General features: G+C 60.7%; 11 protein-coding genes and 1 tRNA gene. 7 read left to right on the top strand and 5 right to left on the bottom strand.

Annotation, left to right across the window (positions count from 1 at the left end; translation table 11 throughout):
* The 4 genes from NW809_RS06190 to NW809_RS06205 form a co-directional block, all read left to right on the top strand.
* Nucleotides 1-1155: nitrilase-related carbon-nitrogen hydrolase (locus NW809_RS06190; protein ID WP_414401749.1), on the top strand; the 1155-nt coding region annotated here is incomplete at its 5' end.
* 82 nt (nucleotides 1156-1237) lie between these two features.
* Nucleotides 1238-1310 (top strand) — tRNA-Thr (locus NW809_RS06195).
* 158 nt (nucleotides 1311-1468) lie between these two features.
* Nucleotides 1469-2074 carry a precorrin-6Y C5,15-methyltransferase subunit CbiT gene (gene cbiT / locus NW809_RS06200; protein WP_011431520.1) on the top strand — a complete coding sequence of 202 codons (606 nt, stop codon included), beginning with the start codon at nucleotides 1469-1471 and terminating at the stop codon, nucleotides 2072-2074.
* A 189-nt stretch (nucleotides 2075-2263) separates the two neighbouring features.
* The gene (locus NW809_RS06205) at nucleotides 2264-2476 is read left to right on the top strand and encodes a hypothetical protein (protein WP_049749797.1); all 213 of its coding nucleotides are present in this window, start codon (nucleotides 2264-2266) and stop codon (nucleotides 2474-2476) included.
* A gap of 59 nt (nucleotides 2477-2535) precedes the next feature.
* On the opposite strand, the gene NW809_RS06210 is transcribed toward NW809_RS06205, so the two are convergent.
* Nucleotides 2536-2739: an RlpA-like double-psi beta-barrel domain-containing protein gene (locus tag NW809_RS06210; RefSeq protein ID WP_168174252.1), complete on the bottom strand. Its 204-nt coding sequence runs from the start codon at nucleotides 2737-2739 to the stop codon at nucleotides 2536-2538.
* Nucleotides 2740-3517: 778 nt separating this feature from the next.
* On the opposite strand from NW809_RS06210, the gene NW809_RS06215 reads away from it, so the two are divergent.
* Nucleotides 3518-3769, top strand: coding sequence for a ferredoxin-thioredoxin reductase variable chain (locus tag NW809_RS06215; RefSeq protein ID WP_011431523.1), 252 nt, complete (start codon nucleotides 3518-3520; stop codon nucleotides 3767-3769).
* On the opposite strand, the gene NW809_RS06220 is transcribed toward NW809_RS06215, so the two are convergent.
* Complete coding sequence (locus NW809_RS06220; RefSeq protein ID WP_011431524.1) at nucleotides 3766-4239, bottom strand: hypothetical protein; 474 nt, start codon at nucleotides 4237-4239, stop codon at nucleotides 3766-3768. The genes NW809_RS06215 and NW809_RS06220 overlap by 4 nt on opposite strands.
* A gap of 229 nt (nucleotides 4240-4468) precedes the next feature.
* Between NW809_RS06220 and ftsH the strand changes: the two genes are divergently transcribed.
* Nucleotides 4469-6385 carry an ATP-dependent zinc metalloprotease FtsH gene (gene ftsH / locus NW809_RS06225; protein WP_011431525.1) on the top strand — a complete coding sequence of 639 codons (1917 nt, stop codon included), beginning with the start codon at nucleotides 4469-4471 and terminating at the stop codon, nucleotides 6383-6385.
* Nucleotides 6386-6564: 179 nt separating this feature from the next.
* Here ftsH and glgP read toward each other — a convergent pair whose 3' ends face one another.
* The 3 genes from glgP to NW809_RS06240 all read right to left on the bottom strand — a co-directional run bounded on the left by glgP (nucleotide 6565) and on the right by NW809_RS06240 (nucleotide 11198).
* Nucleotides 6565-8766: an alpha-glucan family phosphorylase gene (gene glgP / locus NW809_RS06230; RefSeq protein WP_041438652.1), complete on the bottom strand. Its 2202-nt coding sequence runs from the start codon at nucleotides 8764-8766 to the stop codon at nucleotides 6565-6567.
* A gap of 410 nt (nucleotides 8767-9176) precedes the next feature.
* The gene (locus tag NW809_RS06235; protein WP_041438653.1) at nucleotides 9177-10373 is read right to left on the bottom strand and encodes a SpoIID/LytB domain-containing protein; all 1197 of its coding nucleotides are present in this window, start codon (nucleotides 10371-10373) and stop codon (nucleotides 9177-9179) included.
* Nucleotides 10374-10673: 300 nt separating this feature from the next.
* Nucleotides 10674-11198 (bottom strand): nucleoside deaminase, encoded by a 525-nt coding sequence (locus NW809_RS06240; protein WP_011431528.1) that lies wholly within the window; start codon nucleotides 11196-11198, stop codon nucleotides 10674-10676.
* A 187-nt stretch (nucleotides 11199-11385) separates the two neighbouring features.
* On the opposite strand from NW809_RS06240, the gene NW809_RS06245 reads away from it, so the two are divergent.
* A partial coding sequence (locus NW809_RS06245; protein WP_414401750.1) for a trypsin-like peptidase domain-containing protein occupies nucleotides 11386-12348 on the top strand: 963 nt, incomplete at its 3' end.

Below are 12348 nucleotides of genomic sequence, written 5' to 3' on the forward strand. Positions count from 1 at the left end.
ATCCCCTTTCATTGGGGATCCCTGCTCTTTGACTGGCCCCTGGGGATCCAAATTGCCGATCTCACCGGGATCTGGGGAGTGACCTTTTTTGCCGTGTTCGTCAATGGCGTGGTTTGGCAGTTGGCCGAGCAGCTCCGCTGCCAATGGAGGGCAGAGGGATCCTGCTCGGGGGCCGAGAACCCGGATATCCGGCGCACGCTGGCCTGCGGCTTAGGTCTGGGGGGGCTGGTCTTGGCCTATGGCAGCCTGCGGCTGGCCTACTTTGATGTTTTAGCGGCGGCGGAAGGGGATCCCAGCTTTCGCGTGGGGACGGTGCAGCAGGTGGCCTGGTTGGAAGCCGATCGCAGTTGGGAGTACCGCAGCCAGCGCTACCGGGAGTTGCACCAGCTTTCGGCCCAGGCGGTGGCCGAGGGGGCGCAGTTGGTGATCTGGCCGGAAGGAGCCTTGCGGGCCCGGTTGCTGAACACCCCCCTGCAACCCCATGTGATCGAGCCAATGCGAGCCATCCTCCCCCCAGAAGGGGCTTTGATTACGGGGGCCACGGAGCCGGATCCCCGCACAGCCCACCTGCCGGAGGAGGAGCAGCGATTTTTCAACACCGCCCTCTTCTTCAACGCCCAAGGCCAAGTGCTGGATTGGTTTGGCAAGCAGTGGATCTTCCCCTATTTTGAGTCGGGGCGCTACGCGCCCTCCCCAGATGGCTATCGGCCGCTGGCGGGAGGGGAGCTGTTTGGGCCTTTGGGGGTGATGATCTGCTTGGAGAGTGTATTGCCCGCCCCCAGCCGAACTCTGACCCGCAATGGAGCAGAGTCGTTGATCGTGATCTCCGACGATAGCTGGTTTGGCAACAGCCACTGGCCCATGCTCCACGGCCGGCTTTCGGTTTTCCGGGCGGTCGAAAACCGGCGCAGCGTGGTCTTTGTCAACAACACCGGCGGCAACCTGGTGGTGGATCCCTCAGGTCGACTCCAGCAGGTGGGCCCGATTTTTCAGCGCGGAGTGGTGACTGGAGAGGTCAGGCGGCAATCCCAGGTAACCTTCTACACGCGCACAGGCGACTGGCTGGCCTGGTTAACCTTAGGTCTTTCTCTAGGATTGACGGCCTGGGGATCCCGAGCAGGGCAAGGATGCGCTAAGATTGGTGAGCATCAATAGTCTAAGTCAGCTTTCCCGTCCCGCGTTCCCAGTTTGCGCTGCTGAACTGGCTGAACAAAGGGATGCGGAATTGCTTACCCTTGCTGATGTAGCTCAGTCGGTAGAGCAGCTCACTCGTAATGAGCAGGTCATCGGTTCGAGTCCGATCATCAGCTTTGGAGCCTTGTCCGGCCCTCACGGGGCTACTGACCTAGGCTGGCCTAGCGCGGGGATCCCCTCTCCCAGGAGGGGGACATGAAGAGCGTAGCCAGTTGGTCGGGGCTTCGCCTTATGCTGAGAAGTATGGCCATTTCCCCGGCAGCGGTCTTTGGCAATGGCAACCCCCTTCTCTTGGCCCTATCGCACCCCAGGGATCCCGGACTCCGCCTTTGAGCGGATCCCGGGGATCCCGATGAGCCCCCGCGAGGTACGCGTGCTGGTGCTGAGCCAGTTGCGCCTGGGAGAAGACCACTGCCTATGGGATATCGGCGCCGGGACAGGCACCATCGCCATCGAAGCGGCCATTCTCTGCCCCCGCGCTCGCGTGATTGCCATCGAGCGCGATGCCGAGGTGGTCAGCTTGATCGAGAGCAACTGCGAGAAATTCGGCCTCAACAACGTGCAAGTAATCCAGGGCACCGCCCCCGATTGCTTGCATCAGCTCTCTCCGCCCCCCGATCGCATCTGTATCGAAGGTGGCCATCCCCTACGGGAGATCCTGGAGGCCTCCTGGAACCATCTCAAACCCAACGGCAGGATTGTGGCGACCACCAACTCTCTGGAGGGGCTCTACGGCCTCTCTGCCGGGCTGGCTGCCGTGCGAGCTCATCATGTGGAGGTGATCCAATCAGCCGTGAACCGCCTGGAACACCGCGGTCGCAGCCAACTGTTGCTGCCTCTGGATCCCACCTTTGTGTTAAGCGGGGAAAAATCCAGCTAAATCTTGTAAGAAATCCGTTTATATTTTTTGCAAATCCCTTCGCAAAGTAATGGGCTCAAGAAAATTGGGCTAGCCCAAGCCCTCTTTGGAGATCGGCAAAGCACAAACCTTAAGCTATGCCGATATTTCTAGATTGCAGACTTTCATTTGCCCTTATACCAGAGACAGAGAGCTGCGGATCCCAGGGCCATGGATGAATTGCAACACCCCTTTCCCGAATCACGAGAAGTGAGGCTGCGACAACTGCTAATTCGAGAGCGCTGGCCGGAAATGCTGAAGGGCTGCCGGGCCTGCATCCATTGGGACGACTTCAAGCGACCCGAATGCTGCGGCGACTGCGGCATTGGCGATCGCCGCAGACAAGAAGCAGAAAACCAGCCCAGCAAATCTTCAGGCATTTAGCCTGGGCAGATTCTCCCCATCGGGAGCCGATTCTAGTAGTTATTTTTGCCCAGCAATTTCTACCTTAGGCTCATCAAAACGCCGGAGAGAGGAACTTCTTGGGGAGGCAGCAGAGGCACCTCTACTTTCGCCACTTCCTGCTCGTAAATGCCCAGCTGGCGAGCGGCAGCCGTCGAAATATCCAGATCTCGACCGCGAACAAAAGGGCCCCGAGCCAGAACACCCACCACCACTCTAGGCCTGGGATCCTCAGAATTGGTCAAAGTCTCCCAAAAACGTGTCCGGGAATACACTGATGAGCCCCACGGATCCCAGGTTCCGCAGAGGGATCTTTCGGCTGAAGTCAGTGGGCTTGGGTTGGGGCAATGCTCCCAGAAGCCGGCGCGGCTCCTCAAGGGCGAGGGGATCCCGGAGAAATGCAAACCACTGTATCAATTTCTACATAGTTCTCTACATTCCGCAGTCTTCGTTAGGGGCTGAGCTAGAGTGTTTCCAGCAGGCTCCTGGGGTGGGCTGCCTTTTCAGGAGGCCAAGTGCCGCGACTGATCGCATCAGCGGGCTGGAGGCACTTGGTTAGCAATTAGCAGGAGTAGCGATGCCAGCATCGCAACGGCAAGCTAGGCGCGAGAACAGCCTGGCCAAGCTTCGCAAGGAACGCCGGAGGGCAAGCAGAGGATCTAGGCCCAGCGGCCCAAAACATGTTACAGGTTCTCCCCCAGCCTGAAACCTCCGTAGGGGCGAGGGGGCGTACACAGAAGAGCTTACAGCCGTGTTGGTACCTATGTTTGCCGTGGATGGGAAAACCCCCCTGATGTTAATCAAACCCAGCCCCGCCAGACGGTGGGTAGCAAGCGGCGAAGCCACACTCCCCTGGCAGCGAGGTGAGCGGGGCGTGCGGCTGAAAGCAACCAATCGAGTGAGTTTGCAGGAGGTCGCTCCTGGCAAGCAGCTATGGCAAAATGCCAACCTAGGGTATTGCAAGTTTTTAACGTTCAACGGTTGGAGGGCACGGCTCCTAACAGCGCCGTGTAATGGTGTGTGATGAAAGTCGGAGATCGAGTGCGGGTGCGTACCAGCGTGATCGTCTATCACCACCCGGAACATCGCAATCAACCTTTTGACCTCAAAGGTATGGAGGGAGAAGTGACGGCTGTGATCCAAGACTGGAACGGCCGCCCGATCAGCGCTAATTTTCCCTTTCAGGTGCAGTTTGGGAATAAGTTCCGCGCCCACCTCCAGGCCGACGAGCTGGAGGTGATCGAGGCGAGCCCTTCCTCCGAGCCTGCGGCCTAGGTGAGACCCAGCAGGGTACGGTTGGTTTCCAGAATCGGCTGGATCAAAGCAAACTCCGCGGGGGTGAGGTACTTGGCTATCACCTCTTGCAAGAAGCGGTAGGTAGCCTCACAACTGCGCTGGGTGCGGAAGGCCCGCATCAAGGTCTGAAACCAGTAGAGAAATCGCTCCTTGTAGCGCTGCTCATCGTCTAGGAGCATGGCCAAAGCCGAGAGGCGTAAAACCCGCACGGTGTCGGCTCTCCATTTGTTGCGGAAATCCTCCACCCCTCGCATGAGCAAGTAGGGATCCAGAGCGCGCAGCTTCGCCTCCACCTCGCCGACAATCTGGGCTTCCGCCGCTTGGATTTTGCGATAGGCGCCCAGGCGCAGCTCAAAGGAGGCCAGGTAGCTCTCCATGAACTGCATCTCCTCATCTCTGAGGTAGCGTCCGTCGGCAGCCAGGCTCAGTTGGCGCAGTTGAGTCAGCATGGGGATTCCCTAGAAAACCAAGGAGAGAGGGGGAGTGCGGCCCTTTCGCCCCCGATCCTAGCCGCAAGCCCGTTGACAAAAGTGCGCGATCCTGCGGATCTTCGGCTATTCTCCCCGGCCTCTCAGCCGGGTTAATATTAATTAATAGTCTATCGTTGCAAGAATCCACTCGACCCCAGATGCCATCTGTGAGTTCGATAAAAAGCACCCTTTGGGAGGAAACGCTTCCGTGAGTCAGAAAGGTAAAAACAAAAAATGGAGAAGCGCCGGATTGTACGCGTTGCTGGCCATTGTCTTGATCTCGCTGGCCACAACCTTCTTCGGCACCCGTCCGGCTGAGCGTCTGGAGATCAGCTACTCCGACCTGATGAGCCGCATAGAACGGGGCGAGGTCAGCAAAGTCTTGGTCGAGATCGCCCCCGATGGTCGCCAAATTGCCATTGCCGAGGCGGAAATCAACAACCGCGCCACCCAAGTGCTGGTCAACCTGCCTCCCCTCACCCCCGAGTTTGAGAACACCTTGCTTGCGCAAGGGGTGGAGCTGGCGGTGCGCCCGGTTCAGGAGGAGGGTCTGCTGGGGCGCATCCTCAGCACCTTCTTCCTGCCCGTCTTGCTGCTGCTTGGCCTGTTTTTCCTGTTGCGCCGAGCCCAAAACGGCCCTGGCAGCCAGGCGCTCAACTTTGGCAAGTCGAGGGCAAGGGTGCAGATGGAGCCGAAAACTCAGGTTACCTTCAACGATGTGGCTGGTGTTGACCAGGCCAAGTTGGAGCTGGCCGAGGTGGTGGACTTTTTGAAAAACCCCGAGCGGTACAACGCTCTGGGCGCCAGGATCCCGCGCGGGGTGTTGCTGGTCGGCCCCCCAGGTACAGGTAAAACCCTGTTGGCCCGCGCTGTGGCCGGAGAGGCGGGTGTGCCCTTCTTCTCCATTTCTGGCTCTGAGTTTGTGGAGATGTTTGTTGGAGTGGGGGCCTCGCGGGTGCGGGATCTGTTCGAGCAGGCCAAGCAAAATGCCCCCTGTATTGTCTTCATCGACGAAATCGATGCCGTGGGTCGGCAGCGGGGAGCCGGCCTAGGAGGTGGCAACGACGAGCGGGAGCAAACCCTGAACCAGTTGCTGACCGAGATGGACGGCTTTGAGGGCAACTCCGGCATCATCGTTATCGCCGCCACCAACCGCCCCGATGTGTTGGATGCAGCGCTGCTGCGGCCCGGTCGCTTTGACCGCCAAGTGACGGTGGATCGCCCCGACTTCCAGGGCCGCCTGGAGATCCTCAAGGTGCATGCCCGCGGCAAAACCTTGGCCGCCGATGTGGATCTGGAGAAATTGGCCCGCCGCACCCCTGGGTTTACCGGCGCAGACCTGGCCAACCTACTCAACGAAGCGGCCATCTTGGCGGCCCGCCGCAACCTCACCGAGATCTCGATGGACGAGATCAACGACGCCGTGGATCGGGTGTTGGCTGGCCCAGAGAAGAAGGATCGCCTCATGAGCGAGCGGCGCAAGGAGCTGGTGGCCTACCACGAGGCAGGACACGCCCTGGTGGGATCCCTCTTGCCCAACTACGATCCCATTCAAAAGGTCAGCATCATTCCCCGCGGCCAGGCGGGCGGCCTTACCTGGTTCATGCCCAGCGATGATGACATGGGCCTGACCACCCGTGCCCACTTGAAAAACATGATGACCGTCGCCCTGGGGGGTCGGGTGGCAGAGGAGGTGGTCTATGGCGAGGCGGAGGTGACCACGGGGGCAGCCAGCGACCTACAGCAGGTGGCCCGCATTGCCCGCAACATGGTCACCCGCTTTGGCATGAGCGACCGCCTGGGCAACGTGGCCCTGGGACGCCAGTATGCCAATATCTTCCTAGGCCGTGAGATCGCTGCAGAGCGGGATTTCTCCGAGGAGACGGCGGCCCTCATCGACGAAGAGGTGCGACGTCTGGTGAATGAGGCCTACCAACGGGCCACTTACCTGATCCGGGAAAACCGCGCCCTCTTGGATCGCATCGCCCGCCGCTTGGTGGAGGCCGAAACCATTGATGGGGAAGAGCTGCAAGCGATCATCGACAGCTCGGAGGTGGTGATGCTACCGCCTGAGGAGGAGCCGGAGCCGCTGACCTTCCCGATAACCCTCAACGCTAGTGCCTAGTCTCCATGGACACAGGCCAGGGATCCCTGCCTTTTCGCCTGAGGAGGGCGGGGATCCCGATTTTTGCATGATGATAACTATCTCCCCTCTCCCAGAGAGAGGTTGGGGGTGGTCGCGTCGGCGGCGCGGCGCGCTTGGGCCATCCCTCAGGGAGAAGGGCTGGGTTGAGGGAGGCTAACTTAGCTAACGACGGCCGAGCCCGACAAGATGCGACTCACCTCCGTTTCGATAGGCTGGGGCTCATACATTTTCAGGACGTACTCAGCCACCATGCGGTCGGTGTTGAAGACCGGGTTGAGGGTGCGGATTGCTTCTTTCATGCGAGCAATCCAGCGGCGCGGGATCCCTTTTTCATCCCGGTCGTAGAACATAGGGATAATCTCGTATTCCAACACATCGTAGAGGGAGCTGGCGTCCAGATCGTCTTGGGCGGCTGGATCCAGACCTTCGATTTCTTGGCCGATGGCCCAGCCATTGCGACCGTTGTAGCCTTCGGGCCACCAGCCGTCCAAAACGGAGAGGTTGAGCCCCCCGTTGAAGCCCACTTTTTGGCCGGAGGTGCCGGAGGCCTCCAGAGGACGCCGCGGGTTGTTCAGCCAAAGATCCACCCCTTGGACCAAATTGCGGCTGACGTAGGCATCGTAATTCTCAATAAAGGCGACCCGGTGAGCCACCTCAGGCCGATTCGACCATTCCACCACCCGTTGGATCAGGCGCTTGCCTTCTTCATCTCGCGGGTGAGCCTTGCCGGCAAAGATAATCTGCACAGGGTACTCTTTGTTGGTGAAGATGCGGGTCACTCGCTCGAGATCGCGCAGGATTAGATCTCCTCGCTTGTAGGTGCTGAAGCGGCGGGCAAACCCAATCGTCAGGATCTTGGGATCCAACAACTGGTTGACGGCCTGGAGACGTTCGTTGCTTTCGCCGCGGTTGCGCCGCGCCCGCAACACCCGGTGGCGGGTAAAAGACACCAACCGCTCCCGCAGGGCTTCCTTGCGCCGCCACAGCTCCTCATCGGGAATTTCTTCCACCTTGGCCCACAGCTCCGGATCCGACACCCGCTCCGGCCAGTCGGGACCCAGGTATTGGTCGTAGAGGTTCCAGAAGAGGGGGGCAACCCAGGTGCGGGCGTGAACCCCGTTGGTAATGGAGCCGATGGGCACCTCCTCCACCGACCGCTCTGGGTAGAGCACATGCCACATTTGGCGAGAGACGCGCCCATGTAACTTGCTCACCCCGTTGGCTGCACGTGCGTAGCGCAAAGCCAGCACCGTCATATTGAAGCGCTCCCAGGGATCCCCGCCGCGCCGCGCCCCCAGAGCCAAAAATTGCTCCCGCGTCAAGCCCAGTTGCGGCCAGAAAGAGGCAAAGAACGCATCCATCTCGTTGGGGCTGAAAGCATCGTGCCCAGCCGGCACCGGCGTGTGAGTGGTGAAGACACACTTTTCCCGCACCTTGGCCTCTGCCGCCTCAAAGGGCGTACCCCGTGCCACCTCCTCCCGCAGCAGCTCCAAAGTCAAGAAGGCAGCATGCCCCTCGTTCATGTGATAGACCATGGGATCCAGGCCCAACTGGCGCAGCAGGCGCACCCCCCCAATGCCGAGGATACACTCCTGGGCAATGCGCGTATCGGTGCTGCCGCCGTAGAGATGGGCAGTAATCCAGCGGTCGATGGGATCATTCTCCGGCAGGTTGGTATCCAGCAGGAAGAGGGGCACCCGCCCCACGTCCACCCGCCAGGCGCGTGCCTTCACCAGCCGCTGCCGCATTGCCACTTCCACCAACAGAGGGCTGCCATCTGGCTGCCGCACCAACGTCAGAGGCAGCGCGTCAAACTCGCAATCTTCGTACAGCTCCCCTTGCCAGCCGCTGAGATCCAGGCGCTGCTGGAAATAGCCTTGGCGGTAGAGCAATCCCACGCCCACCAGCGGCACCCCCAGATCGGAGGCGGATTTGAGGTGATCGGCAGCCAGCATGCCCAGGCCCCCGGAGTAGATGGGCAAAGACTCGTGCAGGCCGTACTCAGCGCAGAAATAGGCAATAGGACGCTGCCAGTCGTAGGTCTTCATGGTGCGCTTGGCCCAGGTATCCTCAGCCGCCATGTACTGCCGATAGGCCTGCACCATGCGATTGAGGGTGTTGAGGTAGTTGACGTCAGTAGCCAAGGCCGCCAAGCGCAAGTAAGAAACCTCCTCCAGCATGCGCACCGGGTTGTGAGAGGTTTTTTCCCACAGGGCGGGATCCATTTCCCGGAAAATGGTGAGGTGATCGGGGTTCCACGTCCACCAATAGTTACGGGCGATCTCGCACAGGGGCGTGAGCGCCTCCGGCAGCACCGGGCAACGTTCGGGAAAAGCGGGGGCTAAAGTGGCAAGGGACATAGGACAGATACCTGGGGTTGAAGCTATAGGCCGGAAAAAGAAGCGGCAGAGGTTAATCGTGCCTGGTAAACGTTTCTAATTTTTTATTATTGAGCCAACTTTGAGAATTCTGGCAGGAGGATTCAGGATCTCTACAAAATCTGCAGCAGCTCCAAGCCAGATTTCCTCAGTCTTTTCCCAGATCTTGCAACAACAATGGCCACCGGCAGTTCGGTTTTCAATCTCAGAGAAGGCTGCTGATCGATCTGCGGCCTGTCTGAAGAGACGGTGCTGCATCGGAGTTAACAGAGTTTCCAGAATTGCCACTGACTCCTGATCCCGGCAGGGCAATCTAAACTGCCACAAGCTCGGCAAAGCTTTAGCTGCCTTCGCTACCAAATGGCCTTTTTCGATAGGAGCTCCGACTGAGCCTAGCGTCCCTCCACCACGGCCAAGCTGGTGTTGCGGTAGTAGTGGCTGAGGATCTGTTGGTAGGAATAGTTTTGGCTAGCCAGGGCGGCAGCTCCCCATTGGCTCATGCCCACCCCGTGCCCGTAGCCGCGCCCTTGGATTTGGAAGAAAGCGGGAAAGTTTGCCCCAGCAGGGGTCAGGCTGGCGGTGGTGGCCGCCTCCCCTCGTGGGCTGATGGCGATCATCGTGCTGCGCAACCCCAGAGCCCGCCGGAATTCGCTGCCGCTGACGTCTTTGCTGCCTTGGGATCCCACTAGGCGCAGGGTGATGGCCCGTCCCCAGGGAGAGCTGCGCAGGATCTCAATGGAGCGGATGGCCCCGATCCCGCCGGCCAACTGCTGGAGCTGTTGGGCAGGAATGGTAGCCGTCCAGCTAAACACCGGCGAGTGGTGATCGAAATCGGGCACCCCCTGCAAGTAGGGCCGCGACTCCAGCCAAACATTGCCGGCATCGTCTGTGTGGCCGCCGCCGGAGGAGTGGAAAACGGCGTTGATCAACTGCCCCTGGTGGACGAGAACCTGGCCGGCAGTCTCGCGGGCTGCTGCCTGGGTGCGGTTGGATTCGGCAGCCACCCCTTTGTAAACCTGCCAATCAATCCCACTCCCCAAGTCAAAAGGCTGCTGGGAGCGACGACTGCGATGGTAGAGGGCATAGGTGCGGGAGGCCACGGCTTGGGCTTTGAGGGCCTCCATCGGGAAGCGGTGCCCCATCTCGCTGCCCACCACGCTGGAAACGTAGTCCTCCAAACCAACTTGATTGATGGCGATCACTCCACTTTCGCCGGGGATCAGCTCCACCCAGCCGCGGTACCAGTTCTGGTCGATGAACACCAACCCATCGGGGGTGGTGGGCTGTAGGTAAAGGCGTTCTCCCTGCTGGCCGGCCAAACTGACCGCCGAGCCTATCCGGCTGGCCTGCAGCGGCTGCATGGCCGGAACTTCGGCCAGCGGTTGTCCCTGGGCATCCAGCAGGCGGGCCGGGGCAGAGCTGCCGAGCCTGACCTGCGGCTTGTTGACGGCAATCCCCACCCGCAGCAGCACCCGCGCCTGCACCGGAAAGGCCAAGCAGAGCCAAGCCCAAACCAGAAGGCCGATCCCCCTAAGCCAAGCCGAGGGCAGCGGGGACACAACCGGAGAAGAAAAGAGAGCTACACTCACACGTCACTCCTCTGGGAAAGACCACCCAAGAGCAACGGATCCCTGTCCGCCGATAAACCACTTCGGAGGAGGGATCCAGAAGGAAACTGCGATCCTGCGGTGAGGATTGCCCAACCAACCCCTCAAGCGACCGACCAACCAAAGCGCTCCCGCCTTCAAAGAGCTTTGCCTTCGAGGCCGCGGCCGGATCCCAGCCAGCTGCTCGCGCTGGCGGGCCGGGGGCCTTCCGATATGACAGTATCAAAAACCGCTTGCCGATGCACGACCTCAACCCGGCCTTTTTGTCGCCCAAGTTCCCCGTCAGGTTGCCAGAGGGATCCCCCGCCGGCGGCTAAACCACTGCTGCAACAGGCGACGACACTCGGCCTCGCAAACTCCGCCGATGACCTCTGGGCAATGGAAGCTGGCGGCAGAAGCGGGCAGGTTGAGCACGCTGCGCAGCGCGCCGGCCTTGGGATCGTCGGCGCCGTAGATCACCTGGGCCAGCCGCGATTGGCTGATCGCCCCCGCGCACATGGGGCAGGGCTCCAGGGTCACGTACAGCCGACAGCCCTGCAACTGCCAGTCGCCCAGGCGCTGCCCCGCCTGCCGTAGGGCCAAAATCTCCGCGTGGGCCGTAGGATCCCGATCCCGTTCCCGCCGGTTGCTGCTTAGGGCCAACAGCTCTTCCCCCGGCCCCACCACCAGAGCCGCCACCGGCACCTCGCCCGCTTCTCCCGCCCGCTCGGCTTCTTGCAGGGCCAACTGCATCCAGGCGCGGTGGCGTTGCCATGGATCCCGCTCCGGCGGTGCTGAGGAAGGGAGGTGAGCTAGATTCCCGGTCATCGCTAGGCTCTTGAGCCCTGTCTTTGCCCGCAAGATTTGCTAAGTTAAGCACATATCCCCTAAACAGCTAAAAGAAGAATAGGCCAAAGTAAACCGGGTCTGCTTGCGCAGGTGGGTAGCGCCGGTCTGCCTGAGCTTCCTCAGTGCAGTGTTTTTGGGGCAATACGGCTGAGCTCTGGGAGGGATCATGACACGGCTTCTACGGCAAACATTTCTGGCGATGGCTTTGTTTGGCGGAGGCATTGCCTATGGGGTCTGGTTGTCCTCGCCAAGGGGGCAAGCATGGCTGCAGCAAACTCCCCTTGCCACTTGGTCGCAGCGGGCTGGAGAGGGGGTGGGATCCCTTCTGCCTTGGTCTGAGTCCCCTCCTGAGTCTGCCTCTCCTGCCGATGCCGTGCGGCCTTCCAATTTCATTGCCGCCGTTGCCCAAAAGGTGGGACCGGCGGTGGTGCGCATCGACGCCACCCGCACCGTGGCCAGCCCCCTTGATCCTGAGCTGTTTAACCAGCCCCTGTTCCGCCACTTCTTCCCGCAACTGCCGCAAGAGTTCCAGCAGGAAGGCACCGGATCCGGCTTCATCATCGACGCCAACGGCTTGATCCTCACCAATGCCCACGTGGTGGAGGGCAGCGAGCGGGTTAGGGTGCATCTGCTCGATGGGCGCACCTTTGAAGGGAAAGTCAAAGGCTCAGACCCGGTGACCGACATCGCCGTGATCCAGATCGAGGGCGAAAATCTGCCCACGGTTACCTTGGGCAACTCCGACCAGGTGCGGCCAGGAGATTGGGCCATCGCCATCGGCAACCCGCTGGGCCTGGACAACACGGTAACGGCGGGGATCATCAGCGCCGTCGGGCGTTCCTCCGGGCAGATTGGGGCCACCAACAAGCGGGTGACGTTCCTGCAAACGGATGCGGCCATCAATCCCGGCAACTCGGGCGGCCCGCTGCTGGACGCAGAAGGTCGCGTCATTGGGGTGAATACGGCCATTTTCCAGCGAGCCCAGAGCGTCGGCTTTTCCATCCCCATCAACCGAGCCATGGAAATTGCCGAGCAACTGATCCGCAATGGCCGGGTGGAGCATGCCTTCTTGGGCATCCGCATGATTACCCTCAACCCCGATTTGGTGGAGCGCCTCAACCGGGACCCG

Origin of the sequence: Synechococcus sp. WC101 (assembly GCF_047461555.1) — a bacterium.
Taxonomy (GTDB): Bacteria; Cyanobacteriota; Cyanobacteriia; order Thermostichales; family Thermostichaceae; genus Thermostichus.

Bases quoted from the DNA above. Each gene is read 5' to 3' on its own strand.
- cbiT (WP_011431520.1), top strand. From the start codon at position 1,469: ATGGCAACCCCCTTCTCTTGGCCCTATCGCACCCCAGGGATCCCGGAC.
- NW809_RS06205 (WP_049749797.1), top strand. From the start codon at position 2,264: ATGGATGAATTGCAACACCCCTTTCCCGAATCACGAGAAGTGAGGCTG.
- NW809_RS06215 (WP_011431523.1), top strand. From the start codon at position 3,518: ATGAAAGTCGGAGATCGAGTGCGGGTGCGTACCAGCGTGATCGTCTAT.
- NW809_RS06220 (WP_011431524.1), bottom strand. From the start codon at position 4,239: ATGCTGACTCAACTGCGCCAACTGAGCCTGGCTGCCGACGGACGCTAC.
- glgP (WP_041438652.1), bottom strand. From the start codon at position 8,766: ATGTCCCTTGCCACTTTAGCCCCCGCTTTTCCCGAACGTTGCCCGGTG.
- NW809_RS06240 (WP_011431528.1), bottom strand. From the start codon at position 11,198: ATGACCGGGAATCTAGCTCACCTCCCTTCCTCAGCACCGCCGGAGCGG.